Genomic DNA, 26,942 nt, shown 5'->3' with positions numbered 1-26,942 from the left:
CGCACCGTCATGCAAAATCGAAAAGGGAGGAACGATGGGTGTTTTGAGCGGTGTACGCGTGCTGGAATTCGAGGCAATCGGTCCGGGGCCGTTCAGCGCCATGTTGCTGGCCGACATGGGCGCGGATGTCTTGCGAGTCGACCGGCCCCGTCCGCACGCCGATCTGGGTCCGAAGACCAACGGCAACCGTGCGGATGTCACGGGGCGCGGTCGTCGTTCGGTCACGCTGGATCTGAAGCAACCCGAAGCGGCCGAAGCCGCGCTGGATCTTATTTCCCGCGCCGATGTGCTGATCGAAGGCTTTCGGCCCGGCACCATGGAACGCCTTGGGCTCGGCCCGCAAGCCGCACTGTCGCGCAACTCGCGACTCGTGTATGGACGCATGACCGGTTGGGGGCAAACGGGTCCGCTCGCCGCGCGCGCGGGGCACGATCTGAACTACATCGCGCTGTCCGGCGTGCTTTCCGGCATCGGCCGCGCCGACGGAGCGCCGGTGCCGCCGCTGAATCTTGTCGGCGACTACGGCGGTGGCGGCATGCTTCTCGCGCTGGGCGTGGTGGCGGCGCTCTTCGACGTTCAGCGTGGCGGCGAAGGTCAGGTAGTCGATGCCGCGATGATCGAAGGCGCGGCACAACTGGGTTCGATCTTTTGGGGCATGCTCGCTTCGGGCAACTGGCGCGAGGAGCGCGAGAGCAATCTGCTGGATGGCGGCACGCCCTGGTACGACAGCTACCGCACTCGCGATGGTCAATACATGACGGTCGGCGCGGTCGAGTCGCGGTTCTATGCCGAACTCCTCACGAAGCTCGGCCTCGCGGACGCGGAATTGCCGGAGCAGCACGATCGCAGCGGCTGGCCGGTTCTGCGCGAACGCTTTGCGGCGGCCTTTCTCGAACGCACGCGCGATGAATGGTGCGCCGTGTTCGAAGGTAGCGACGCGTGCGTCGCGCCAGTTTTGAGCTTTTCGGAAGCGCCGGCTCATCCGCAGCATCAGGCGCGCGGCAGTTTCGTCGAGGTGGCTGGCGTGGTTCAGCCTGCACCCGCACCGCGTTTTTCTCGCACGCCTTCGAAGGTCACGCGCGCCGCGCCGCAACGCGGTGAAGGGGGTCTGCCTGCGTTGCACGATTGGGGGTTCGACGACGCCGCCGTCGATCGCATGCGCCTTCACGGGGTCGGCTTTCAGGCAGAGGGCTGAGCCCGTCCGAGTCATACGCGGTAGCAAACAAAACGGTCCGGCTTCGAGCCGGACCGTTGCGCGTTCATGTCACTGCCCGCATCACTGCAGATTGCCGGCTACCGCCACCGTCTGCCCCGTGATGTAGTTCGACTCGGGCGAGCAAAACAGATAGACGCCGCCAGCCGCTTCTTCCGGCGTGCCCCCGCGTCCCAGCGGATTGCTCATCGCGTGCGCTTTCAGCCGCTCCGCATTCACGCCCACGCGAATATCGCGCCCTTCGATCCTGACCGTCGCGCCGGAATCCGCATCCGCCTTCGTCATGCGCGTGTGAATCAGCCCGAACGCCACGCAGTTGACATTGACGTTCAAGCGCCCCCACTCGCGGCTCAGCGCACGCGTCATGCCGATCACGCCCGCTTTCGCCGACGAATAGTTCATCTGCCCGGCATTGCCGGTGAGCGCCGATACCGACGAAATATTCACGACCTTGCGATATACGTCGCGGCCGGCTTCCTTGTCGGCGGCATGCAACGCCTTCACATGCGGATAGGCGGCGCGCAGAATGCGAAACGGCGCGGTCATGTGACAGTCGATGATCGCGTACCACTGTTCGTCGGTCATCTTCTGGACCACGTCGTCCCACGTATAGCCGGCATTGTTGACGATGATGTCGATGCCCTTGAACGTGTTCATCGCCGTGCCGATGAAGCGGTCGGCGAAGTCGGGCGCGCTTACGTTGCCGACGACCGCGACGGCCTGCGTGCCCATCTTCTTCAAAACCTCGACCGTTTCGTGCGCCGGCTCGGCGTCGAGGTCGTTGATCACGAGACGCGCGCCTTCGCTTGCCAGTTTCTCCGCGATCGCGCGGCCAATACCACGTCCGGAACCGGTGACGAGCGCTACCTTGCCGTCGAGCTTACCCATGTCTATCTCCTTGATGAAACGAAACTACAGTGCGATCGACGCGTCGCCCAGGACGCGCGGCTCGCCGTATTGACTGGTGGTCTGGATCTCGACCTTCACGAGACGTTCGCCATTCGCCTCGGATTTGTCGACGACCCGTCCGCTGCACGTGATCCGGTGTCCCAGTTGCGTGATGCCGACGAAGCGCACGCCGAAGTGCCGCAGATTGCGCTGGTCGGTCCACAGCGTCAGCAGGCGGCCGAGCCAGGCCATCGACAACATGCCGTGCGCAAAGACGTCGGGCATGCCGGCACGCCGTGCAAAATCGAGGTCGATGTGCACCGCGTTGTGATCGCCGGATGCGCCTGCGAAAAGCGCCAGCGTCGTGCGGTCGACGGGCGCCAGCGTGAGCGGCGGCAGTGTGTCGCCCACCTCGATGTCATCGAAACTCAATGGTGTCATTCGGGTTTCTCCTCAGCCGTTGCGATGCACGAGCACGCTGCGCAGATCCGCGACATGCTCGCCATGCTGGTTGGTCACACGCGTTTCGCGCACCACGAAATCGAGCGCGCCGCCTTTCTTGTCGTAGATGTCGGCGATGCGGCACTCGAAGCGCAGCACGTCGCCCGCATAGGCCAGACGGTGATAGGTGAACGACTGCTCGCCGTGCAGGATGCGCGCGACCTGAATGCCGATCTCGTCGCGCCAGCTTTTATCGGGCTGCTCGAGTTCCAGTGAAAACAGGAAGGTGGGCGGCAGTGGCAGGCCGGGGTGGCCGGCATCGCGCGCCGCCGATTCATCGAAATAGATCGGGTTGGTCTCGCCGATCGCCTTCGCGAAAAAGCGCAGTCGTCCCGCTTCGGCCACGGTACGAAAGGCCGGGATCACCAGGCCGATGTGCTTCTTATCGATCATGTCGGATACTCCATCGGAAGTCGCGGCATCAGGCGGCCTTGTACACGGTCGTGACGCACGCGCCGCCGAGCCCGAGGTTATGCGCCAGCGCGACCTTCGCGCCTTCCACCTGACGTTCGTCGGCCGTGCCGCGCATCTGATGGGTCAGCTCGTAGCACTGAGCAAGGCCGGTCGCGCCGAGCGGATGACCCTTGGACAAGAGCCCGCCCGAGGGATTGACCACCCACTTGCCGCCGTATGTGTTGTCGCCGTCGTTGACGAGTTTTTCCGCATCGCCTTCGGCACACAGACCAAGGCCCTCGTAGGTCAACAACTCGTTCTGCGCGAAGCAGTCGTGCAATTCGATCACGTCGATGTCTTCGGGACCGACGCCTGCCTGCTCGTACGCGAGCTTCGCGCCGGAGCGCGTCATGTCGAAGCCGACCACGCGGATCATGTCGCGGCTGTCATAAGTGCTCGGCTCGTCGGTGGTGAGAGACTGGCCGGCGATCAGCACGTCGGTGCGCAAGCCGTGCCGCCGCGCGAACGCCTCCGACACGACGATCGCCGCAGCCGCCCCGCAAGTCGGCGGACAGGCCATCAGGCGCGTCAGCACGCCTTCCCAGATCATCGGCGAGGCCAGCACGTCTTCCGGCGTCACGACATTGCGGAACACGGCGAGCGGATTGCGCGCCGCATGCTGGCTCGCCTTCGCGCGAATCCTGGCAAAGGTTTCGAGGCGGGTGCCGTACTTCTCCATGTGCGCCCGGCCCGCGCCGCTGAATTGGCGGATGGCCGACGGCAGATCGGTTCGGTCGACCAGTTCGTTGACCAGATCCAGCGCGCGTTCGAGCGCCGGTGCGCGGTCGCTCCACTTCGATGACAGCGCGCCCGGCTGCATGAATTCGAAGCCGACCGCAAGCGCGCAGTCCACCGCGCCGCTCTGGACGGCCTGACGGGCGAGGAACAACGCCGACGAACCAGTTGCACAGTTGTTGTTGACGTTGATGACCGGAATGCCGGTCATGCCCACGCGGTAGAGCGCTTTCTGACCGCAGGTCGAATCTCCGTAGACGTAACCGGCGTAGGCCTGCTGGACGTCGGCGTAGTCGAGCCCGGCATCGGCCAGTGCCTGGCGAACCGCGCCGGCGCCCATCACGTCGTAGGTGTCGCTGGTGCCGGGTTTCTTGAACGGGATCATGCCGACGCCGGCGACGAAGACGTTACGAGTCATATCACTGCTCCGTGGAAAAGAAGGTTCGACTTACAGCTTGCGGGAGATGAGGTCGCGCATGACCTCGCTCGTGCCGCCATAAATGCGGTTCACGCGCGCATCGGCGAAAGCGCGTGCGACGGGGTACTCGAGCATGTAGCCGTAGCCGCCGTGAAGCTGCACCATCTCGTCGAGCGCCTTGCCAAGTGTCTCGGTGGCGTAGAGCTTGGCGATGGCGGCTTCTTCGAGCGTCAGGCGACGGCGCACGTGCTCGGCCAGATAGTGATCGACCATCAGGCGCACGGCCGTGGCCTGGGCCTTGATGTCGGCAAGCTTGAACTTGGTGTTCTGGAAGTCCCATACGGTCTGATTGAAGGCGCGGCGGTCCTTCACATAGTTCAGCGTATGTTCGAGGCAGGCTTCGAGCTTCGCCGCCGCGCCGATGGCGATGGACAAGCGCTCCTGCGGCAGTTCACCCATCAGGTAGGCAAAGCCCTGACCTTCCTCGCCGAGACGGTTGGCGACCGGAACGCGCACGTCGTCGAAGAACAACTCGGCGGTGTCCTGCCCGTGCATGCCGACCTTGTCGAGCTTGCGGCCACGGCGAAATCCGGGACGAGTTGCCTCGACCACGATCAGGCTCACGCCCTTCGAACCCGCGCTCGGGTCTGTTTTGCAGATCACGATGATCAGGTCGGCATTCAGACCATTGCTGATGAAGGTCTTGCTGCCGTTGATGACGTACTCGTCGCCATCGCGCACGGCGCTCGTCCGCACGGACTTGAGGTCGCTGCCAGTACCCGGTTCGGTCATTGCGATGGCGAGAATTGCCTCGCCCGAGCAGACTTTGGGGAGCCACTTCTGCTTTTGCTCTTCGCTGCCGATGCGTGCGATATAAGGCGCGATGACGTCCGAGTGAACGCCGAAGCCCAGCCCGCTCAGGCCCGCGCGATTCACTTCTTCGTTAAGCACGGCCGCATGCCCGAAATCGCCGCCGCCGCCGCCGTATTCGGCTGGCAGCGTCAGGCACAGCAGTCCTTCACGGCCCGCCTTCAGCCAGGTTTCGCGATCGACGCGGCCGGTCTTGTCCCATTCGGCCTGTTTCGGAACGCATTCCCGTTCCAGAAAGCGGCGCACGCTGGTGCGCAGCATTTCGTGATCGTCGCGGAAGACGGTTCGAGTAATGTGCATGACTAAGTTCCTGAGAAAGGATCCGCCTGATCCGGGTGTGAGGCTTACCGTGCGCAGGCGATATGCGCGGCCGGCTCGGCGTGAAAGAGAGGCTCGATCAGATGAGCGCGCCGCGCGCGGGTGACGGCCTGATTGACGTAGCCTTTTTCGGCGATCTCGTTGGCGTCGATGGAAGGCGGTTCCGCCATCAGCATCACGCGTTCGATGGTGCGGCTGGCGCCACCGCCTCGCTGAGTGACGAGGCGTTCGCGCAGCGCGGCCACCACGAGCGGATGCCGGGCGAGCGCTTCCGCGTCCAGTTCGGCAAGCTCGGGGGCGAGCCGTTTGCAGGCGGCCACATTCGGCCATGCAAGCGCGGTGAGATAGTCGTGATCGTGACCGCAGATCACCGCGTCCGAAATGAGCGGGGCGCACAGTTCGAGCAGACCGAGACGGACGGCGCCCGTGCGTACCCAGGTGCCGTTGGTGAGCTTGAAGTCTTCGACCACGCGGCCGGCGAAGAGCAGGCCTTCGCCCGCGTCTTCCGGATTGGCCAGACGGACGGCGTCGCCGAGGCGGAAGAAGCCTTCTGAATCGAACGCGGCCGCGCTCAGTTCCGGATTGTCGAGATAGCCGCCGAAGACATTCGCGCCGCGCATGCGGATCTCGTAGCGTCCGTCGCCGCCGTCGAGCGGCACCAGCTTCACTTCGGAGCCGGGCACCGGGCCGCCGATGTTGCCGAGGTCCTTCGACGGCCAGCCACAATAGGTGCCCATGCCGCTCGTTTCCGTGCAGGCGAGACCGGTCGAAAAGACGATGCGCCGGCCGATGGTATCGACGGCGACGCGCTGGATGCGATTCCACACGTCGGCGGGAAGGCTGGCCCCGCCATAGCCGAAATACTGGACGTCGGCGAACAGGCTTCGCGCGAGCACGGGGTCACGTTCGAGTTCGCCCGCCAGTACGGCCCACGCCGAGGGAACGCTCGTGAACACGGTGGGCGAGACGTCGCGCAGATTGCGAACCGTGCGCTCGATCAGGCCCGGAAGCGGCCGGCCGTCGTCGATATAGTGGGTCGCGCCGAACTGGATCGAACGGCCGAGATTGAGCACGCCGCCCAGACCGTGGTGCCAGGGCAGCCAGTCGAGAAAGACCGGTGGCGATTCCAGCAGCCAGCCGAGGTTGTCGGCGTAGTAGGACGCGACTGCCCTGAAGTTGCCGTAGGTGAGCGGCACGCCCTTCGGAACACCGGTCGAGCCCGAGGTGAACAGCACGCGAACGGTGTGGGCGCCGTCGATCGATGCATGCGCTGCCGCGACGGCGGCGCTGCGCGCGTGCGTCAATCCGCTGGCGAGCAAGTCGGCCCAGGTGCGGTGGCCGGGCGCGGCGTTTCGCACGGTGATGATCGACGTGCCCGCGACGCCCGAAGCGGCGAGAGCGGCAAGCGCGCGCGCGAACTGCGCCGCATCCTGCACGAACACCGTGGCGGGCGGAACCATTCGCAGCACGCCTTTGAGACGCGCGAAGTCCCGGCTGACGAGCGAATAAGCAGGCGACACCGGCGCACTCGGAATGCCGACGTATTCGGCCGCGAGCAGCAATACTGCCTGCTCGATCGAATTGCCTGATAGCAGGATCACGGGACGCTGCTGACCCAGTCCCATTTCGAGCAGCGCGGCGGCAACCGTCTGGACTTGTACCCACAGTTCGCGCCAGCTAATGGTGCGCCATGCGCCCGTTGCATCGCGCTCGGCGAATGCCGTGTCGTCGCCGCGACGCTCGGCCCACGCGGGAATGAACGCGGAAAAGCTGCGCTCGGCAATGACCGGCGGCGCGCTCGCCGAACTGAGGATAAGCGTGCCGTCGGGACGGTGCTCGATGTGCGGCCGGCGCTCCGGGAAACGCACGGGACGATAAGGCGCTACTGCAGATACGTCATCCATCAGCGTACTCATTTACGCCTGTCTCCTTGGCTTCAGTGCGCACCGCGGCGCGCACCGGCGTTATTTCGTGGAGTTTTGTGTGCGCAATGATTACGCACTACCCCTTGAATCGAAGGATAGTGCGTTGCGGCTGCGACGGAACCACCCAAGGCGGGTGGCGTGGCTGCGCAAGAACGAATCAGGGCTCGTCAGCCTGCTCCACTGGCGGCACTGCCCAGCGTCGCGTTGCTCAGTTCGAGATCGCGCACGCGGGCGACCGCTTCGTCGCGGCTTGCCACGCCGAGCTTCCCGTAGATGTTTTTCAGATGCCACTTGACGGTTTCGGGCGAAATGCCGAGCGTGCGCGCGATTTTCTTATTCGGCAGCGCGTGCGCCAGCAATCCGACCACGCGGGTTTCGCGTTCGCTCAACGTGTCGATGCTCCCGCCCGCGTTGTTGAGCCGCGCGGCCGGCTTGGCACCGCTGCGCGGCGCGCCTTGTTGCGCGGCATGCAATCGGTCCACGTAAAAGGAAAGCACGGGATCGTGCGGTTCACTCTGCTCGACATGAGTGATGAGATCGAGGGCGCCGGGGTCCGTATCGAGCAAACTGCGTATGAGACCGAGCCGGTGTCCGCGCCGCAATGCGGCCAGCACGGCCACGCGCGCCGCGTCCGGTCGGCCGCGCCGCTCATCGACCAATGCCGACTGCATCTGCAGACAGGCAACGTGCCGCTGCCAGCCGTGCGCTTCGTAAAACGGAATGAGCGATTGCAGACGCAGTGCCGCGCTTTCCCAGTCTTCGTGCGCCATGCACCAGTCGATCTGCCCGCGTGCCGCCATCGCCCGAATCTCCGCGACGGTCGTGGAAGGGGCGGCGTCGCTGTGCGCGGCCATCGTGTCGAGGCGGGTCAGTCCCGCTTGCGCCGCGTCGAACTGTCCGCATGAAAGATGACGCCGCGTCTGTTCTGCCACGGCATGAGCGACGAGCCGCACGAGGCCGTGTTGCGTCGCGTATCGTTCAAGCCGTTCGAGGTATGCGAACGCGTTCAGCCGATGCCCGGTCGTCCAGTGCACCGCCGAAAGCACGGTGAACACGCGCAGCACGGAGTCGGGGATGGAGACACGCTCCAGCACGTCGATACGCTCTTCAAGCAGCTTGCGCGCGGCGCCGGGTTCGCCGAACTCGTAGAGCGCTTCGGCCAGCAACGCGGCGGCGAAACATGCGGCTTCGGCGGCCGCACTGCCGAGTCTGTCGGCCTTGCAGAGTACGTCGCGGGCAATGCGCTCGACCTGCACGAACCTGCCTTCCAGCGCATGGCTGAATCCGATCATGCAGCGGCCGTTCAATGCGCCCGCTGGCGTGCCGGAAAGCGGTGCGCCTTCGAAGAGCAGTTGCGCCGACTGCGTCTGCACGCGCCGCGCCTCTTCGTACGCGCCGTGGCGCATGTGGATCCACGAGAGCAGGTTGGTGCGCGCGCCCGTCGCGAGACTGTCCGCGTCGGAGGGAATGTCCAGCAGTTGCGGCAACATCGAGGCGGCGGCGTCGGGGTCGTCGCGTTGCACGGCAAGCGCCGTGCGCAAAAGAGCCAGGCGGTAGCGCGATTGAGCGTCGGCGAAAGGAATGTCGTCGTGCAGTCGCGCGATGGCCGCCGCGCAGGCGCCGAATTCGCGCGCATACAGATGCAGATGCGCCATCAGAAGCCGCAGACCGATGCGAGCCTGAACCTCGACGCATGGGAGCAGCCGCATGAGCCCGACGAGCTTGCGCAGTTTCCCGGCGACCTGCATGGTGCGGGCAACGCACTGGACGAGATCGGCTGCGGCGGCCGCTTCGCCCGCGAGCAATGCGTGGCGCACCGCCTCGTCGGGATGATCGTGATCGCGAAACCAGGTCCATGCCGCCCGATGCACGGCACGTCGATGCACTTCGCTGCGCGCCTGAAAGCGTTCCAGCAGGGTCTCGCGAAAGAGCGGGTTGAGCCGATACCACGTTTCGCTGCCCGCGCTTTCGATGGGCGCAATGAAGAGGTTGTCGCTTTCAAGTCTCGCCAGCCGCACGCGCACTTCGCCCGCTGTCTGTTCGTCTCCAAGCAACGCAATACACAGCGGCGCGCAAAACAGCGTGCAGGCGGAAATTCGAATCAACAACTCGACCTCGGGGAGCGCAAGGCGCGACAACACTTCCCGCTCGAAGTACTCGGCCAGGCCGCGCGCGTCCTGAAGCCTACCGTGCGTCGAGAGATCGGCTCCGGCGATATCCGCCGCGCCTGGTTTTCTCTTTTTCAAGCGCATCGCGCACAGTTGCAGGCCGGCGACCCAGCCATCCGTCTGCTCATGCGTGTAGCGGGCATCTCGCGGATTGATTTCACCGAGCTGCTCTCTCAGGAATTGTTCGGATTCCGCAGCGGTGAAGCGAAGATCGCGCATGTCCAGTTCGAGCACGAGTCCCTCGTCGCGCGTCCGGCCAAGCGAGAGTGGCACGCTGCCACGCGAAACGAGCACGAGGTGAAGGTTGGGCGGCGCGTAATCGAGGAGCCATTGCAACGCTTCGTGACTGCGTGCGTTGGCGAGATGATGCAGGTCGTCGAGCACCAGCACGACGTCTCCGGGATGACCGGCGATGCCGCGCACGAGCGCGATGACGGTGCGTTCGACGGCTTCGTCATCCAGTCCACGACCGCCCAGCAGCCCGGCTTCGCGGGAGATGGCGGGGTCGACGTGCGCGAGGCTGGCGACGAGGCAATCGAAAAAGTGGGCGAGGTCGTTGTCTTCCGGTGCGAGGGTGAGCCACGCGATGTCGAAACTGAGCGACAGCAAGGCCTCGCGCCACGCAATCACGACACTCGTTTTGCCGCAACCGGCGGGACCTTGAAGAATCACGCAACGACTGCGGCGCGCGTCGAGCAACCGGGCGAGCAAGCGCTCGCGCGCAACGATGCGTGCGGCGCCGCGCGGTGCGACCAGACGGGATTCGGTGTTGGGTTCGATCCTGCCGTTTTGCAGGCGGCGCGAGAGCGGACGGTCCTCGAAAGGAGAATTCTGCGGCATGCTGACCTGCGCCTTGCGCGTTCCGGTTAGGCGCCTGAGCGGCGCCCGCCAGAAGACAAAATGATGACCGGCTTATTGTAGCGCAGCGCTAGTGGCGGATTTTCACGCCGGGGCGGGGCGGTCGAGATCGTGCTACTACGATGTTTTACCGGCGCGTGAAGGAGCAATCCGAGAAGCTTCGCGCTCGCGCTTGCGCCGGGAGACGAAACGCACGACCTCGCCGTCCGCGCGCCACGCATGGCAGGTATCGAGCATTGGCATGTCGGCTTGGTCGGACTGCTCTTGACGGACCTTTCCGCTGGCGCGCAAGCCTATGAGCGTCTGGATAGCGGTCGTCGCAATTGGCCCGAGCAGTTCGCTCAGATGCGTGCAACCGCTTGCCCCGGCGAGGCGGCGTCTTACTTCCTTCATGAATCCCGCGCCGATTGCCACGCCCGCGAGGCACGCGTAGGCCGCGTTGATCTCCGCGCAATAGCGGCTTGGCGCGGCCTCGGTGCGAGCCTCTATGCGATGGATCACGAGCCTGCTGTCGACGGTCACGACGATACGCATGTCGTGAATTGGCGAGCCGGCCGGCACGACCTTGAAGATCAGATTGGCGTCGTCGGCCTTGGTGTCGATCATGTGGCCTTCAATATCGAACAGGCCGTCGCTTCTTTCATAACCCGCACACTCGATGCGTCGGGTATGCACAGGCCGCCGCGTGACGGGCATGGATCGGATCGCGGACATTGCCACCTCGCTCAAGGATAAGTGCAGCAGATCAACGCATGGGTCATGCAAGAACCAATGCCCGGGAGCATCGGCACGCTGATGACCGGTTCTGTCGAGCGTAACGGCGCGGCGCGCTTTTGCCGCCCCCTCTTTCGGGTAGGCGTCGAGTGCCGCTTGCCCTTGCCTCGCTCGGGGTATTCCCGTCCCCCCTCAGTTCGGGTAGTGGTTCCGTCCGGCGGTCCCCGCAATATTGACTCGCGACAACAGAGACGTCGATCTTGGGCCCCGCGCGCCGACGTGGCGATCGCGGCATCGGCTCGATGCGTGTTGGCTGGCCACGGTCGACACACCTTGGCATTGCTCATGTTCACCGGATTCAAAACAACAAAGGGAGACATGCATGCGTTTCAGGATCAGACCTGTATTCGGGGCTGTTTTGATGCTCGCCGCCGGGGCGGCTTCCGCGCAGTCGAGCGTGACCCTGTACGGCGTCGCGGACGTATTCGTACAGTATCTGGATAACGGTGGACGGCATTCATATGCCGAGCGAAGCGGCGGGTCGACAGGTTCGCTGGTCGGCCTGAAGGGTTCGGAAGACCTCGGCAACGGGCTGAAGGCGGTGTTCGATGTCGAGAGCGGGTACAACACGAATAACGGCACTTACTTCGCCGACAGCACCGCCATGTTCTACCGGCAGTCCTGGGTGGGATTGAAGCACGACACCTACGGCCAGTTGAGCTTCGGGCGTCAATATCAGCCCAGCTTCTGGGCGGTGTATTTCACGGACCCGTTCCGCGGCAACGAAGCGTTGTCGCCGCTGGCCGCAGCCGATCTGGCCGGCGCCACCGATCGCGCCACTCTCGCGACCCAGTATGTGTCCGGGCGAACCAGCAGTTCGATCGTCTATCTCTCGCCCGACCTGAGCGGCGTTCACCTCTATGCGATGTACGCGCTGGCGTCTGCCACGACCCAGCCAGTGGCCGTCACTTCAGGCAACATGCTCGACCTGGCCGCGAGCTATTCCGGTTACGGCTTTTACGCGGGCGTCGGCTATCAGTATCAGCACGGCTCGAACGAGACCGCGCCGCTGGTGCCTTCCGCGCCTTCCCTCTTGACATCGTTCCCATTGATGGCGACCGAGCATTTCACCGGGGCGCTGGCGTATCGGCTGGGCATCGTGAACTTCCAGTTCAACTATTCCTACAACCGCCCCAAGGATGTGCCCGATGGCGCGCTGGTGACGGTGACGCCCGCGGTGAGTCTGCCGCTCGAGATGCTGGTGCATTCGTACAGCATCATGGAGCTGGGCGCGACGATTCAAGCCACGCCTTTTGATACCGTTGAACTTGCGGGCATTCAACGCGTCGTGCGCGGCGTTCACGACAATAGCCTCGGTGTCGAGGTCGGCGTCGACCACAACATTTCGAAACGCACCAGTTTTTATATGCGCGCCGGGTACGTGAAGAACAACGGCAGCGCAAACATGAGCTGGCCCGGCGTGGCGGGAGTCGTCAGCGGCTCGAAACAAGTTCTGGGACTCGTTGGCATGACACATCGTTTCTGACGATGGGGTTCGTTCATGACAACCAAAGAGAGAAAGGAAATCCTGATGCAATCGATTAAAGCGATGCGGCTCGTCGGCGCTGCTTTCATGCTGGCGGCTTCCATAGGCGGGTCTTCCGGTGCGCACGCTCAGAGTAGTTATGCCGCGTCCTCCGTGCCGGCATCGGATGCGAAGGCAAGCAAAGCAGCCAGCAAGGCGGCCGACCGGGCGTTGCAAAAGAGCGTGCTCCGCGCACTCAGCAAGACTCGGGGGCTGCGGGTGGCCAGCATCACGGTTCGCGCGTCTGAAGGGGCGGTGATACTGGAAGGCACCGTACCGGAAGAGGCGCAGATCGGACTGGCCACTCAAGTGGCCGAAGGCGTGGAGGGCGTGAAGTCAGTGAAGAACGCGCTGACCTTGTCCACGATCTGAGGGCGCTTTGGCGGCGCCATGAGAAAGGCCTCGTGCTGCAGGCCTTTCTTTCCACCGATTCACGTGTTCCGTCAGGCAGTGACCGACTTGCATTCCAGAAACTCGGCCAGCCCTTCCGCTCCGCATTCGCGCCCGTTGCCGGAAGTTTTATAGCCGCCGAAGGGCACGGTGATGTCCATCATGGCGCCATTGATCCGCACCGATCCCACGCGCAGCCGCGTTGCGATGCGCCGGGCCCGTTGTGCATCGCCGGTGGCGATATAACCCGCAAGCCCGAAGTCCGTGTCGTTGGCGATAGCGATGGCTTCTTCCTCATCGTCGTAGGCGATCACCACCAGCACAGGGCCGAAAATCTCTTCACGCGCGATCTTCATGCCGTTGTGAACATCGGCAAAGACGGTGGGGCGCGCATAGAAACCTCGCGAGATGCCTTCCGGCCGGCCCACGCCGCCCGCCGCGAGCCGCGCGCCTTCTTCGAGCCCGGTGCGAATCATTCGCTGCACTTTGTCATACTGGGCGCGGTTGGAGATCGGTCCCATCTTCGTGGCCGGATCGGCCGGGTCGCCAACCGTCACTGCGTTGGCAACGGCGGCGGCAATCGTCACGGCCTCTTCGTAACGGTCGCGCGGCACCAGCATGCGGGTGGGCGCGACACACGTCTGCCCCGAGTTGGCCATGCATTGTGCGACGCCGCTCGTCACTGCGGCCTTGAGGTCGGCGTCGTCGAGAATCAGGAGCGGCGACTTGCCGCCAAGCTCCTGAGCGACTCGCTTGACTGTCGGCGCGGCGCTCATGGCGACTTCGATGCCGGCGCGCGTCGAACCGGTGATCGACACCATGTCCACGTCGCGATGCGCGGACAAATGCTCGCCCACGACCCGTCCTTCGCCGAAGATCATGTTGAAGACGCCTGCCGGCGCGCCCGCTTCATGCATGATTTCCGCGAAAATGACGGCGTCGAACGGGGCGATCTCGGAAGGCTTCAACACGATGGTGCAGCCCGCCGCGAGCGCAGGCGCGACCTTGGCGGTGATCTGGTTTAGAGGCCAGTTCCACGGGGTGATGAGCGCGGCAACGCCGATCGCTTCGCGGCGTACATCGCTCTTGCCGTGATTCGTCTCGAATTCGAAATGCCGCAGGGTTTCAAGGGCCGCCTGAAGCTGCGCGAGGCCGATCGGCGCCTGCAAGTGCCTGCACAGTGCGATGGGCGCGCCGATCTCGCGGCGCACGGCGTCGGCAAGATCGTCGAGACGGGCGCGATACCTTTCGATCACCCGTTCGAGCAAGGCGATGCGTTCCTCGCGGCTCGTCGCTGACCACGCCGGGAACGCAGCGCGTGCCGCGGCCACGGCGCGGTCGGCATCGGCTTTCGTGCCCATCGCGAGCTTGCCGGTTGGTTCCTCGGTGACGGGATCGACGATATCCATCAGCGTGCTGCCGGGGCACGGTTCGACCCACGCGCCGCCGATGTAGAACGTGTTCAAATTTGTCATGCCGTCTCCTCAGGCTATGCCGACCGGACGGTCGCCGATTACCGTGGCGCGCATCATATGGCGCGGCGCGGGGAAGTAGTCCTGCACGGCGTAGTGCTGACAGGCGCGGTTGTCCCAGAAGGCGATCGTGTTGGGCCTCCACTTCAGACGAACCTGGTATTCGGGCGCCTGAGCTTGACGGAACAGGTATTGCAGCAGATCCATCTCGGCGAGCTTGTAGTCGAAGCCGACGCGATAAGCCTGAGCCGTCACGTGCCCGTAGTTCGATAGATGCGTGGTAAAGGCCTCATTGACGTAGAGAACCTTCTCGCCGGTTTCCGGGTGCACGCGCACCACCGGATGCGTGACCGGCGGAAACTTCTGGCGCATGACGGGATGCTGGTCCTTCGGCAACGCCGTGCCGAACAGCGGCAGAATGTCGTGGACGGCTTCGAGATGAGCGATGCGTGCCTTGATCTCCTCGGGAAGGTTCGCATAGGCCGCGACCATGTTGATCCAGATCGTGTCGCCGCCCACGTCCGGGCATTGCACGCAGCGCAGCATCGAACCCATGGACGGAATGTCACGCCACGATACATCCGAGTGGTAGATGTTTTCGCGTCCACGGCGCGTTTCGTTGCGCCCGAGGATCACCAATTCGGGATGCTCCGGGTGATGCGGAAACGCCGGGTGGATCTCCAGTTCGCCGAAGCGCCGCGCCAGCGCCACATGTTGGGCCGGCGTGATGTCCTGATCGCGGAAAAACAGGACCTTGTATTCGAGCAGCGCGCGGCGCAAGGCGAGACAGGTGTCGTCGTCGAGCGGATCGCGCAGGTCGACGCCTTCGATCGTCGCTCCGATCGTCGGCGTGTGACGCTCCACCGCGAAGGGCCATCTCTCGGGTACGGCGTGCGTCGTGTTGAACGCGGGTGCGGTTTCGATTGCTTGCATGTGATGCTCCATTTGAAGCTGTCCGAATCTATCTGTGTGCGGCGCGGATCAAGTCCGCCGCCTTCTCGCCGATCATGATGGCCGGCGCGTTCGTGTTGCCGCCGATGAGCGTCGGCATGATCGACGCGTCCGCCACGCGCAGACCGTCGATGCCGCGCACGCGCAGGCTTGGATCGACGACCGCCTGCGTGTCGATGCCCATCTTGCAGGTGCCGACCGGGTGATAGACGCTGTCGGCCTGACTGCGCACGAACGCACGGATCGCGTCTTCGTTCGAGCCGTCGGGTCCGAAGTCGTCGGTGAGCATTTCTTTGCCGCCTGCATCGGCCAGAGCGGGTTGCGCATAGATGCGGCGCACGATTTTGACGCCCGCAACGAGCGCGTCCATGTCCGCTTCGGCGGAGAGAAAGCGCGGGTCGATCGACGGAGCATCGCGCATGTCGGCCGTGCGCAGACGAACATGACCGCGGCTCTCGGGCCGCAGGACGTATGCATGACAGGAATAGCCGTGTCCGAGCTTCGAGCGCTTGGTTTTGTTGCGATCGCCGAGCAGCGCCAGCACGAAGGCCAGTTGCACGTCGGGCACGGCAAGGTCGTGACGCGTCTTGACGAACGCACCCGCTTCGGCGAAGTTGGAGCTGACCATGCCCGTGCGGTTGCGCCGGTATCGCACGATCTCGGACATGAGACGCAGGAAGCCGCCGGCTGAATAGCCATAGAGGTCCGTCGACCTCACCTGCTTGTTGACGATGACGTCGAGATGGTCCTGCAGGTTTTCGCCGACGCCGGGCAGGTCGTGAATCACGTCGATGCCTACGCTGCGCAGATGTTGCGCCGGACCAATGCCGGAGGCCATCAGCAGTTGTGGCGAATTGAACGCGCCGCAAGCGAGCACGATCTCGCGGCGGGCCCGCAAGGTTTGCTCGACGCCCGCGCGCACGACGTGAATGCCACTTGCACGCTTGCCCTTGAAGACGAGACGAAGCGCTTGGGCGTCGGTGAGCACGGCAAGATTCGGCCGGCCTCCGCTGAAGCTCGGGTCGCGCTTGTCGCCACGATGCAGATACGCGCGCGCGGCATTCCACCGTTCGCCATTCCATTGCGTGACCTGGTAGAGCCCTGCGCCTTCCTGCTCCGCGCCGTTGAAATCGTCGTTTGGGCGATAGCCGGCTTGCAGCGCGGCCGCGACGAAACGCCGGGAGAACGGATTGGGCGTGCGCAGGTCGCTGACGTGCAGAGGGCCGGTGCCGCCGTGCCAGGGATCGCCGCTGTCGTCGAGGAAGCGCTGGTTGCATTCGCTGCGACGGAAATAGGGCAGTACGTCGTCGTAGCTCCAGCCGGTGCAGCCGAGCTTTGCCCACGCGTCGTAGTCGCTGCGGTGCCCGCGGATGTACACCATGCCGTTGATCGACGAACTGCCGCCGAGTCCCCGGCCACGCGGCTGGAAGGAGGGGCGACCGCCGAGACCGGGCTGCTTCTCGGAGTGGTAGGCGTAGTTGCGCGGACCGTGCTTGCGCACCGCGGCCGCAAGGCCGATAGGCGCCCATACGCTTAGGTGGTGGTCATGGGGACCGGCTTCGAGAAGCGCGACGCTCACCGACGGATCTTCGGCCAGTCTGGCCGCCACCGCACAACCGGCCGATCCCGCGCCCACGACGATGTAGTCATACTCCGCAGCGCTCGTATCGGGCTGCTGGTTTCTCTCAGGTCTATTCATGGCTCGGTTTGCGGTTCAGATGAGCACGGTGTTTCGCTGCTTGTTCGCCGGAAGGCAGTGGGGAGGCCTCGGGGCAAGGTCCATCAGGCGGGGGCGCGGGCGGCCACGTGCTGCAACGTCTTCACGGACTGCTCGGGACGAAGCCAGCGCAGCGCGGCGAGCGCGGCGGCAAGCAGCAAAACGGCACTCACGACGAAGCCGAGTTCATACGCATGGCTAGTGCCGCCGCCGTGGGTCTGCACGATCCGCCCCATCACCGCCGGTGCAATGGCGGCGCCGAGGCTTGCGAGCGCGGTGTGGATCGCGACCAGCGCACCGCGTTGACTATCCGGCACTATCTCCGCGAGCAGGGCGGGCGCGAGCGTGAAGCTCAGTGTCGGCAGCGCGCAGGCGATGGCTAGCAGCGCGACTTTCTGAATGGGCGGCGCATTCAGCAGGATCAGCAAGACGAACACCAGCGCGCCGGCCATGGCGCTCAGGCAGATTGGATGCACCCGCGCCCGGCGGCTCGATGCGCCGCCTGCCAGCATGCGCTGCGAGATCCAGCTGAGGCCAAGGTTCACGGGCGCCGCCGTGGCGACCACTGCCGCGAAGCAGCGGCCTGCCTCGACGCCGGAGAAACCAAGCCCTTTCTCGAGATAAGTGGGCAGCCAGGTCAGGCTGAGTCCGAGTGTCCAGTAGGCCGTGAAGCCGAGCGCGAACACGGAGAGGACCGAACGGTCCGTCAGGATGCGGCGATACGAAAGCCGTTGCGACGAGGCAAGCGCGGATTGATTAACGGTACGCTGGTTGCCGCGCGCTGATCGTCTCTCGTCGATCGGTCCTTCGCGGCCGAAGCATAGCCAAAGCACGCACCAGATCATGCCTATTGCGCCGAGCAGCACGAAGTTCATGCGCCAGCCCCATTGCTTCGTCACGAGCGGAATCAGCATGCCGGCCAGCAACATGCCAGCGGCGGCTCCCTGATTGATTACAGCCACCGGCAGATTGCGTCTGCGATCGGGAAACCATTTGTACAGCGCGTGCACGGAGACCGGAAACGACGGTCCTTCCGCCGCGCCCAAAATCACCCGGCAAGCCAGCAGCCCGAGTGCGCTCGTGGTCAGCGCCTGCGGCACTTGCAGCACCGCCCAGGCCAGCCCCATGGCGAGCAGAATCCAGCGCGTCGCAATGCGGTTGGAGAGAAAGCCGACGACGACGGTCGAAGCCGAAAACAGCCAGAAGAAGCTGCCGGCGACGAGGCCGTACTGCTGCGGCGACAGATGAAGTTCCGCCGTCAGCGGCACGGCCACCAGACCCAGCACGATCTTGTCGAGAAAATTGATGAGGGAGAGGGCCGTCAGCATGACGGTCATGGTCCATGCCGGGCGCGACTGGAATTCGGGCGGAGACATCATGCTCAGTCCCGCCGGAAGACGCTGTCGCCGGCGCCTGAAGCGGCCGCGAGGAACCTGGGTTGCATTGTTGTCTCCTTGGTATTTTTCTGGCCTCGCCGCATGCGGCGGCAGGCCAATGACGGTCTCGTAACGTCACGGTAATACCTAGGAGTGGGAGGCAACCCACCCGGAACAGGTAGGGGAGGGAAAACCTTGTTGATGGCCGGGGATGAGCAGGGGGCAGAAGGCCGCGCGTGGGTTTGCGGCTTCTGCAAAAGGACGTGACCTTGCACCGGTGTCCTCCGCGAATCTTCAAAGAGCGGCCAATGGCTGGCGTGTATGCAAGAAAGTATCAGTCTGCGGTCTCGTCGTTCGGATACGCGGCTGAGTTCCTTGCTCGACCCTCACGCTCTGAACGTCTTTCCGAGTTCGTGATCGGCGAGTCTGAAGTAGTGGCGGAAGTTATAGACCAGCGGTGACCATTTTTTGGCGTCGATATGGTGCATGTTCTTGACGAAGGCTTCGTCTGCATGCACGCGCACGATCTCGACTTCTGCGGCGACGCCACCGCCAAGCGCTTGAAGTTTCTCGCCGCCCATTCGGTGAATGTGACGCACGCGAGCCTCCAGATGCATGGGACACTCGGCAACGCGATAAGGCTTCACGCAATCACTGGCGAGCTGAGTGAACCCCGCTTCCTCGAACTTGCACTTCTCGAAGCGAAATTGCTTTTTCTTCAACTCGGGGACGGGGTTCTTTCCAGTCAGAGGCGCGAGTTTTTCGACCTGCTTCCACATTTCCGGCGACGGAAGATTGATCACACATTCCGCATGCCGTTCGAGATTTTCAGCCGTCTTTGTCTCGTCCAGCAAGCCGAGCATGAGCGTCCAGCCGAGCGCCCAGAACGACGACATCGGCGCGAGATTGGTCGTGCCGTCCTCGTTGAGCGAGCTGATCAGAGCGACCGGTGTGCCGAAGTAAAGAATCTTCGGTTCGATTGTCTGGAAGATGCGTTGAGCCATCGTGTCCTCCTTCGGGTCAAGGGACAAGCAGTTGATGCTCATGTCATCTTGCGACAGTCGACTGCGGCATGTTTCAGCGTCATGTGAAATGTCGACCGTCAACTCGGCACAGGCGTTCGCGTCATCAAGACGATCCCTGTCGCCGCCACGACGGTTCCGGCAAGCATCGACCAGGAAAGTGGTTCACCGAACATGGCCCATGCCCATACGAGCGTGACCGATGGGCTCAAGAAAAGGACGCTCGATACTCTCGCCGCTGACGAACGCTTCAGACATAACCAGTACAGACCATATCCGCCAAGCGTGGAGAGGAGCGCTGTCCAGAGCACGCTGGCGGCGAATCCCGTGGTGGCAACCGGCGCGATGCTTCCTTGAAATGTCTGCAGGCCGAGAAAAACCACGCACGTCACGCTGCAATGGAGCCAAAGGGTGGCCAATAGACTTAGCGAGCCAAGACGACCGGACGCGCGTTGCTGCCACACCGTAGCCACGGCCAAGGACGCCATGCCTGCCACCGGCAGGCCGTACGCCCACACAGGAGCAGAACCAAGTGTAAAAGCATCGCGACTGACGAATAGCACGCCTGCCACGCCCAGCGCCATGCCAAGCCACGTCCGGCGTGAACTACGCTCGCTGAAAAACACGGACGAAATCACCACCGTACCGACAGGCAGAAGGTTTGCGATCAGCGCAGAAAGTCCCGCCGATACCCCGAGTTCAATGCCCTTTCCGATGCCAGCGATATAGCCCGCCATCGCGAATAAGCCGATCACGCCGTGCCGCAGTAACACGGCGGGCGGCGTGCGCATGATTTCGCGCGCCACGAACGGAAGCAGGCAAAGCGAGACCGCCGCGCAACGCCATAACACCACGAGGAAAACTGGTGCGTAGTCGGCGGAAAAGCGCATGCCGACGAAGCCGGAGCTCCACGCGACGATCATCAACGCTTCCAATGCCGGTAAAGGCAAGCGCAGCGGCCGCGTTGCGAGCGGGCGGGATGTCGGGCAAGGTGTCGAGAGCTTGGTCATGCACCTAGCGTAGACAGTGCACGACGATTCGAAAATCAAAATATACTGACCATCTCGTTCAATTCGGTTAAACCACCATGGAAGCGGTCCTCGACATCGAACTGTTGCGCACGTTTCACGCGGTAGCGCGACTCGGCAAATTTCGCTCGGCAGCGGAGTTCGTGCACAAGAGCCCGGCCGCGATCAGCATTCACATTCAGCGCCTCGAAGCGATTGCTGGCGGCCGCTTGCTCGATCGGGACAATCAGGCGGTGACGCTCACCGTGCTCGGCAAGCGGTTACTTTCCAGTACGAGTGAGCTACTAAACGCGCACGACCGTGTTTTGCAGGATTTTCATGGGAAAGCGCTGGCGGGGAGGGTCGTGCTGGGTGTGCCGGATGAATATGCATCGCATGTGATTCGCGACATTCTCCCCGGCTTTTCGACAACGTGGCCCAACGTCGTGCTCGAAGTGAGGACCGCACCGAGTCTCAAACTGCGTGACCAGGTGGGCCGGGGCAAGCTCGATGTGGCGCTATTGGTTCAGCCTATCAAGGCAAGCAGGCCCGCTGAGGTGCTGACAGTGACTACGCCGGTATGGGTCGGAAGCGCGGCATTCACGCTGGACGAGAGCCGTCCGCTTCCGTTGGCTCTTTATGCCGAGCCTTGCCCGTATCGTGCAGCGATGACCGATGCGCTGGAACGCGCCGGGCGAACTTGGCGGGTAATACTCGATAGCGCTTCGAGCCAGGCCATCAAGGCATGCGTCGAATCCGGGCTTGCGGTCACGCTGTTGGACCGCGCGCGCGTGAGCGAAGAGATGAGAGTGTTGGACAAGCTGCCGCGCGTCGTGGACCACGAAGTGGTTTTGATGCGGGATGCCGGCGGCCGTGGTAGCGAAGCGATCGACTTGCTCATTGCCACCATCCGGGATAATTTCCGGCTCTAAGGAATGGGATGGCTTCGAGGCGTGGGCGTTGTCGGTTTCGCCTCAAGTACTTGGACATGCGCTCGACTTCTCAAAGAGGCTTGAGCGGCGAACGGGCACGCGCCAACAGGAGCATGCCCGCCTGATTCTCGATGCGCGATTGAATCCGCGACTAAATTGCCTTACTGCGGCGCGGCGTTCGTCGTCGTGCTGCTGCTCTTCTTGGCCTTCGAGTGCTTCTTGGGAAACGTCGAGTGCTTGCCGGTCGGGCCCGAAGGCGAGCCGGTTTCGCCGTCGCCGTTGGGCGTACCGACGCCGACGCCACCCCGACCCGCGCCGTTGCTGCCCGGCTCGCCCGCGCCATTCCCTTGCGCGAATGCGCCGCACGACAAGCCAAGCGTCAGTGCCGAGACAAGAATGCCTTTAGTTACGATCTTCATATTGTCCTCTTGATGTTGATAGTCGGCCGCGAGCAGATCCCGCGGCATGGAAGCGTCTAAGGCAATCCGCGTGCCGAGAAATCCGGCGTCGAATTGAGACGAACGCTTGTGCGTCAACGAGTACGGGACTTGATGCTTTCAAGCCACCGTCGGGGAGATTAACACTCTTGTTCGAACCATTGACGTTTGCGTGACGTCGGCAGGGCGAGGTCATCCGCGTGCCGCGAATAATCGAACAAACAACATGTCGTGGCGCGAGAACAACTCGACGCTTTCTTCGTTTTCAACGTGAACATTTGGGCCGCATCGCCGCTCGGCCCTTGCTGGCGGCCTATCTAACCGCGTGCCGCTGGTACGTTGCGAACACTCCTGGTGCGCTAACGAACCCAGCGACATCGTTTTCAGCGAAGCAACAAAACAACCCGGTTATTGTTCTTACGATTGCTGAAGGAGGCGGCGCCGTAATTCTTTAGACCGCGCCTCGATCCATCCAGACCTTAGAAAACGAATCCATTCAAACAACGAGAATGCCCGCCGAGACGGGCCTTGCTGGCGAACGGCGCGCGGAATCCGCCGTCCGCACGGCGTTCCGCTACGACATCAATGGCCTGCGCGCGTGGGCAGTGCTTCCCGTCGTCCTCTTTCACTTCGGCATTCCGGGTTTTTCCGGCGGCTTCGCCGGCGTCGATGTGTTCTTCGTCATTTCTGGCTTTCTGATGACTGGAATCGTCGTCGCGGCGCTCGAGCGCGGCCGCTTCTCGCTGGTCGATTTCTATCTGTCGCGCGCGGTGCGTATCGTGCCGCCGCTTATCGCGTTGTGCGTAGTCTTGCTCGGAGTCGGTTGGTTCTGGCTCGTGCATGTCGATTATCGGGAGCTCTCCCTCAACGCGGCCTCCGCGCTCACGTTCGTTTCCAATGTCCTTTTCTGGAGACGCTCAGGCTATTTCGATTCGGCGTCGCATGAGAAGTGGCTCCTGCACACGTGGTCGTTGTCCGTGGAATGGCAGTTCTATCTGTTGCTGCCGCTCGCAGCCGCATTCGCATGGCGCTGGCGGCGCAGAGCCGGGGTCATTGCGCTGTTGTCCGCTGCAGGCGTGGCGTCGCTGAGTTGGTCGATTTATGCCACGTCGCGCTGGCCCGACGCCGCGTTCTATCTCCTGCCAAGCCGCGCGTGGGAAATGCTCGCCGGAGGCATGGTCTGGCTTTACGCCGGACAGCGCAAGTTGCCCGCCGCGCTCACGCGTGTGCTCGAAGGCGTCGGACTTGCGTTGATCGCGCTGGCGGTCGTGCGCTTCGATTCCAGCCTCAGTTGGCCCGGCGGCTTTGCAATCGTGCCCGTGCTCGGCGCGGCGTTGGTCATCGCGGCATCGAGACAGCGCTCCATGTTCACGGGCAACGGCATCGTGCAATGGCTCGGCACGCGTTCGTATTCGTGCTACCTTTGGCACTGGCCGGTCGCGGTGTTGCTGGTCTACTCCGATCGTCTGCACGATCCCATGAGTATCGCGGGCGGTATCGTTGCGGCCGTGCTGCTTGGCGAGGCGTCTTATCAACTCATCGAACGGCCGACGCGCGCATATCTCGCTCGCGCGACGAAGCCCGCACGCTTGCTGTATCTGGGCACGGCGATGGTAGGCGTGACCCTCGTCGCCATTGGCGCGCGATATCAGCACGTCCCCAACCGCGTGCCGGAGTTGTGGGACATGGCCGCGAACGAGCAACTCGATTTCAGCCCGATGCGCGACCAATGCCTCGCGTCGTCCGGAGGTAAATCGCCGGCTTGTACGTTCGGCAGTGGTCCACTTCGGGCGATCGTGCTCGGCGACAGCCACGCCGATGCAATGGTGAGCGCCGTCCAGAAAGCACTGCCCAACGGCTCGATCATGGAGCTGAGTTACTCGGGCTGTCCGACGATCTACGGTGAGCATGCGGTCCCGGGTTCGCGCGATGCCGACGAGCAATGCGCCAACTTCAACGCTTGGGCCTTGCGCAAGCTGGCATCGATAGACTCGGCCATCCCCGTGTTGATCGTCAATCGCACGTCGGACTATGCGTTGGGTCCGATCGATGGCAGCGCACTCAGTCACCATCCGCTGGTCTATTTCTCGCGCCCGTACGATTCGCCGACGCCCGCGTTCCTCGCGGAGTATGCGCAGCATCTCGTGGCATCGGCTTGTCTGATCGCGAAGTCGCATCCGGTCTATCTCGTGCAGCCGGTGCCGGAGATGCCATTCGAGGTGCCGCAAGCCGTGTCGCGTCAGTTGATGTTCAAGCGGGGCACCAACGACCTGTCCATTCCGCTCGACGACTACGACAGGCGTAACCATGTCGTGCGGATGGCGCAGGAAGCGGCGGCGTCGCAATGCGGCATCAAACTTCTCGATCCCAAGCCGCGCCTTTGCGATCACGGGCGATGCTGGGCGAGTCAGCAACTGAGACCGCTGTACTACGACGCGGATCACCTGAGCGAATTCGGCAACAAGCGCCTGGTTCCGATGTTCCGTGAAGCCTTTGCGCAATCCATTGCTACGCGTTAGAAGAGACGAGCTAAGCCTCGACCGCAGATAATTACAAATAGATTCGGTAAATTAGAAAATCGTAAGATTATGTTCTGCACGAGTATCGGGACACCGTACTCCACCGCACTTTTCAAAATTTTCACGATTGGTAAATTCGCGCAAACCTAACAAAAAAGGCAGCGGGGGATTAATGGCAGAGACCAACAATAGATATGAGGCGCTGGACGGCCTCAGGGGCGTGGCCGCGCTCACGGTCATGATTTCCCACCTCAGTCAGGAAATGCTTTTCAGGAACGCTTATGAAGCGGTCGATTTATTTTTCGTGCTGAGCGGTTTTGTCATCGCGCATTCTTACGGCGCTCGGTTGCAGAACGGCATGACCAACGCGGAATATATAAAGAGACGCATTATCCGGCTTTATCCGATGCTCATATTTTCGCTGCTGATCGGGCTACCCGTTTTCATCGAGGCGGGGCGCGAGGGGCTCACGAATTTTTCGTCGGGGAACATCATTTCTTCGACGCTCTATAACTCGTTTCTCGCGCCGTATATCGGCGAGCTGGGCGGTCCCATTTTCCCCAGTAATCCGCCCGCGTGGTCGCTCTTCTTCGAAATAGTGGCCAGCCTTTCGTTCGTGTTGATCGTCAGGCTGGAAATGCGCTCGATATTCAAGATGATCCTTCTGAGCGCGGCGGCATTCCTGACGACGAGCGCGCTGACGACCATCGACCTGCATGGCCACGGTCTGTTCGATTTCGAGCAGGGCTGGTCCGGCAGCCGGTTCGACGGCGGATTTTTCCGCGTGGCCTTCGGTTTCCTGGTGGGTGTATTTCTCTACAACAAGAAAGATTCGATCACGAGAATCGCGACCGCGATCGTACCTCGCGCGTTCGCCAATATTTACTTTCTATTCACGCTCGTACTCGTTCTGTTTTTCTTTCCCATGTCGCTGCACGGGATTTACCCGATGTTCATTATCTTCGGCGTCGCGCCGTGGCTGGTGGCGTTCGGATCGACTGTACGTTGCACATCGGCGGTGGATATCAATATCGCGCGTTTTCTTGGCTGGATTTCCTACCCGATTTATCTGATCCACTATCCGATCGGGCAGGCGGTCTTTATGTACTTCGGAAAAGCGAACCAGTATGCGGTAGCGCCCATGCTGGCGACTTGCGCGATTACCATCGTGTGCGCGGTGCTCCTGACGAAGTTCGTGGAAGAGCCGATTCGCGCGTTTCTCGCCAAACGGTTTATTCGCTCTTCCAAAACTCAGGAGAGCGTAACCGAGCTCGGCATGCGAACGGATCAGCATCCGGTTTGAGGCCGCGCGCGAACGCATACCGTTCGCGCGTCGGGAAACTACGTAGAAAAGAGATGCTTCGCGGAAAGCATTCAGAAGGGCGCGGTTTCTTATACTCCTCGACATCACGACGCCTGCGACGACAGGCGCCCAGATAACAAGGAGACTTCGATGCCGCGTCGTGCAGGACCGCTTGGCCGCGCACTCATTTGCCTGATCGCGTCATGCGTGGCTCAGGTGAGCCTCGCGCAGCCGATCCGGCTCATGACCGGCGGCGCGGCCAAGCTCATCTATCTGCCTGTCGTGCTCGCGGATCGGCTTGGCTACTTCCGCAGGGAAGGGCTCGACGTGCGCGTGCTGTCCGTGCCGGCCGGCATCGATACTTCCACCGAACTGGTCGCGGGCGCAATCGAAGGCGCGGTGGGCTTCTACGATCACACCATCGGTCTGCAAAGCCGCGGCATGGACGTGCAGTCCGTCATCGTTCTCGGGCAGTCGGCCGGACTCATCGAGCTTGGCACGAACGGCATGCGCAACATGGCCGATGCCAAAGGCCGGCGCCTCGGCGTCACGGGCTTCGGTTCATCGACTTACTTTCTCACGCGCTACCTCGCCACGCGCGCCGGCCTCGCGCCCGACGCCTACACCATCGTTCCGCTGGCCAATGAAGCCGCCTTCGACAAAGCGCTTTCGAGCGGCGATGTCGATGCCGTCATGACCGAGGAGCCCACCGCCACGCGCCTCTTGTCGCGCGGCGCGGCAAAGCCGCTCGTCGACTTACGCAGTGTCGCCGATACGCAAAGGCAACTGGGCGGCCCATACGTCGGTGCCTGTCTTTACATGCGGCGCGACTGGATCGACGCGCATCCGGTTGAAACCGGCCGGCTCGCGCACGCGTTGCTCGACGCGCTGCGCTTCATCGGCACACACAGCGAGGCCGATATCGAGGCCGCCATGCCGGCATCGCTCAAGGGCAACGACCCGGCAATCTACCGCCAAGCCTTGTCCGTGATGAAGCCGGCGTTCTCCTCGACAGGCCGGATGCCCGCCGGTGCGCCATCGACCGTGCTCGCGACCCTTGCGGACATCGATACCGAGGTATCGGCGCGTCACGTCGATCTCACGCGAACCTGGACCGACCGTTTCGTCGCCGACGCGCACTGACGCGCCGCGACCTTCATTTCAACGGAG

The 26,942-nt window shown here is 63.1% G+C and carries 22 protein-coding genes; 7 read left to right on the top strand and 15 right to left on the bottom strand.

Features of this window, described 5'->3' with window-relative positions:
* The first annotated feature begins 34 nt into the window (after window positions 1–34).
* A complete protein-coding gene (locus P9250_RS08700) occupies window positions 35–1,195 on the top strand; it encodes a CaiB/BaiF CoA-transferase family protein (RefSeq protein WP_310392420.1) in 1,161 nt (386 codons plus the stop codon).
* Window positions 1,196–1,276: 81 nt separating this feature from the next.
* Here the strand turns inward: P9250_RS08700 and P9250_RS08695 are convergent, their stop codons facing one another.
* The 8 genes from P9250_RS08695 to P9250_RS08660 form a co-directional block, all read right to left on the bottom strand.
* Window positions 1,277–2,101: an SDR family NAD(P)-dependent oxidoreductase gene (locus P9250_RS08695; RefSeq protein WP_244830292.1), complete on the bottom strand. Its 825-nt coding sequence runs from the start codon at window positions 2,099–2,101 to the stop codon at window positions 1,277–1,279.
* Window positions 2,102–2,125: 24 nt separating this feature from the next.
* The gene (locus P9250_RS08690) at window positions 2,126–2,542 is read right to left on the bottom strand and encodes a MaoC family dehydratase (protein ID WP_310392418.1); all 417 of its coding nucleotides are present in this window, start codon (window positions 2,540–2,542) and stop codon (window positions 2,126–2,128) included.
* 12 nt (window positions 2,543–2,554) lie between these two features.
* Window positions 2,555–2,995, bottom strand: coding sequence for a MaoC family dehydratase N-terminal domain-containing protein (locus tag P9250_RS08685; RefSeq protein ID WP_244830295.1), 441 nt, complete (start codon window positions 2,993–2,995; stop codon window positions 2,555–2,557).
* A gap of 28 nt (window positions 2,996–3,023) precedes the next feature.
* Window positions 3,024–4,208 (bottom strand): lipid-transfer protein, encoded by a 1,185-nt coding sequence (locus tag P9250_RS08680; RefSeq protein WP_309847925.1) that lies wholly within the window; start codon window positions 4,206–4,208, stop codon window positions 3,024–3,026.
* Window positions 4,209–4,238: 30 nt separating this feature from the next.
* A complete protein-coding gene (locus tag P9250_RS08675; protein ID WP_244830299.1) occupies window positions 4,239–5,378 on the bottom strand; it encodes an acyl-CoA dehydrogenase family protein in 1,140 nt (379 codons plus the stop codon).
* Window positions 5,379–5,422: 44 nt separating this feature from the next.
* Entirely contained in the window at window positions 5,423–7,312 is a 1,890-nt protein-coding gene (locus P9250_RS08670) for a feruloyl-CoA synthase (protein WP_310392414.1), read from the bottom strand.
* A 176-nt stretch (window positions 7,313–7,488) separates the two neighbouring features.
* The gene (locus P9250_RS08665) at window positions 7,489–10,329 is read right to left on the bottom strand and encodes a LuxR C-terminal-related transcriptional regulator (RefSeq protein ID WP_250511159.1); all 2,841 of its coding nucleotides are present in this window, start codon (window positions 10,327–10,329) and stop codon (window positions 7,489–7,491) included.
* Between the two features lie 135 nt (window positions 10,330–10,464).
* Window positions 10,465–11,061: a DUF2889 domain-containing protein gene (locus tag P9250_RS08660; protein ID WP_310392412.1), complete on the bottom strand. Its 597-nt coding sequence runs from the start codon at window positions 11,059–11,061 to the stop codon at window positions 10,465–10,467.
* A gap of 382 nt (window positions 11,062–11,443) precedes the next feature.
* Here P9250_RS08660 and P9250_RS08655 point away from each other — a divergent pair, with 382 nt between their 5' ends.
* Together P9250_RS08655 and P9250_RS08650 are read left to right on the top strand one after the other, a co-directional pair.
* Window positions 11,444–12,607: a porin gene (locus P9250_RS08655; RefSeq protein ID WP_250511161.1), complete on the top strand. Its 1,164-nt coding sequence runs from the start codon at window positions 11,444–11,446 to the stop codon at window positions 12,605–12,607.
* Window positions 12,608–12,622: 15 nt separating this feature from the next.
* A complete protein-coding gene (locus tag P9250_RS08650) occupies window positions 12,623–13,018 on the top strand; it encodes a BON domain-containing protein (RefSeq protein ID WP_409014832.1) in 396 nt (131 codons plus the stop codon).
* 71 nt (window positions 13,019–13,089) lie between these two features.
* Here P9250_RS08650 and P9250_RS08645 read toward each other — a convergent pair whose 3' ends face one another.
* The 6 genes from P9250_RS08645 to P9250_RS08620 all read right to left on the bottom strand — a co-directional run bounded on the left by P9250_RS08645 (window position 13,090) and on the right by P9250_RS08620 (window position 20,497).
* Window positions 13,090–14,511, bottom strand: a complete 1,422-nt coding sequence (locus tag P9250_RS08645; protein ID WP_310392409.1) for an aldehyde dehydrogenase family protein — start codon at window positions 14,509–14,511, stop codon at window positions 13,090–13,092.
* A gap of 9 nt (window positions 14,512–14,520) precedes the next feature.
* Window positions 14,521–15,441 (bottom strand): TauD/TfdA family dioxygenase, encoded by a 921-nt coding sequence (locus P9250_RS08640; RefSeq protein WP_310392407.1) that lies wholly within the window; start codon window positions 15,439–15,441, stop codon window positions 14,521–14,523.
* 28 nt (window positions 15,442–15,469) lie between these two features.
* Window positions 15,470–17,158, bottom strand: coding sequence for a GMC family oxidoreductase N-terminal domain-containing protein (locus tag P9250_RS08635; protein WP_310392405.1), 1,689 nt, complete (start codon window positions 17,156–17,158; stop codon window positions 15,470–15,472).
* Between the two features lie 83 nt (window positions 17,159–17,241).
* Window positions 17,242–18,555, bottom strand: a complete 1,314-nt coding sequence (locus tag P9250_RS08630; RefSeq protein ID WP_310392403.1) for an MFS transporter — start codon at window positions 18,553–18,555, stop codon at window positions 17,242–17,244.
* Between the two features lie 383 nt (window positions 18,556–18,938).
* Window positions 18,939–19,556, bottom strand: a complete 618-nt coding sequence (locus P9250_RS08625) for a flavin reductase family protein (protein ID WP_250527553.1) — start codon at window positions 19,554–19,556, stop codon at window positions 18,939–18,941.
* Window positions 19,557–19,654: 98 nt separating this feature from the next.
* The gene (locus P9250_RS08620; protein WP_310392771.1) at window positions 19,655–20,497 is read right to left on the bottom strand and encodes a DMT family transporter; all 843 of its coding nucleotides are present in this window, start codon (window positions 20,495–20,497) and stop codon (window positions 19,655–19,657) included.
* Window positions 20,498–20,661: 164 nt separating this feature from the next.
* Here P9250_RS08620 and P9250_RS08615 point away from each other — a divergent pair, with 164 nt between their 5' ends.
* Window positions 20,662–21,513 carry a LysR substrate-binding domain-containing protein gene (locus P9250_RS08615; RefSeq protein WP_310392399.1) on the top strand — a complete coding sequence of 284 codons (852 nt, stop codon included), beginning with the start codon at window positions 20,662–20,664 and terminating at the stop codon, window positions 21,511–21,513.
* A gap of 161 nt (window positions 21,514–21,674) precedes the next feature.
* Here the strand turns inward: P9250_RS08615 and P9250_RS08610 are convergent, their stop codons facing one another.
* Window positions 21,675–21,932: a hypothetical protein gene (locus P9250_RS08610; RefSeq protein WP_244830318.1), complete on the bottom strand. Its 258-nt coding sequence runs from the start codon at window positions 21,930–21,932 to the stop codon at window positions 21,675–21,677.
* Window positions 21,933–22,459: 527 nt separating this feature from the next.
* Here P9250_RS08610 and P9250_RS08605 point away from each other — a divergent pair.
* From P9250_RS08605 to P9250_RS08595, 3 genes are all read left to right on the top strand, one after another.
* Window positions 22,460–24,469: an acyltransferase family protein gene (locus P9250_RS08605; protein WP_310392398.1), complete on the top strand. Its 2,010-nt coding sequence runs from the start codon at window positions 22,460–22,462 to the stop codon at window positions 24,467–24,469.
* A gap of 172 nt (window positions 24,470–24,641) precedes the next feature.
* Entirely contained in the window at window positions 24,642–25,772 is a 1,131-nt protein-coding gene (locus P9250_RS08600; RefSeq protein ID WP_310392396.1) for an acyltransferase, read from the top strand.
* Window positions 25,773–25,922: 150 nt separating this feature from the next.
* Window positions 25,923–26,915, top strand: coding sequence for an ABC transporter substrate-binding protein (locus tag P9250_RS08595; protein WP_310392394.1), 993 nt, complete (start codon window positions 25,923–25,925; stop codon window positions 26,913–26,915).
* The last annotated feature ends 27 nt before the right edge of the window (window positions 26,916–26,942 follow it).

Origin of the sequence: Caballeronia sp. LP006 (assembly GCF_031450995.1) — a bacterium.
Taxonomy (GTDB): Bacteria; Pseudomonadota; Gammaproteobacteria; order Burkholderiales; family Burkholderiaceae; genus Caballeronia.
This window is presented reverse-complemented; position numbering and strand designations above follow the sequence as displayed.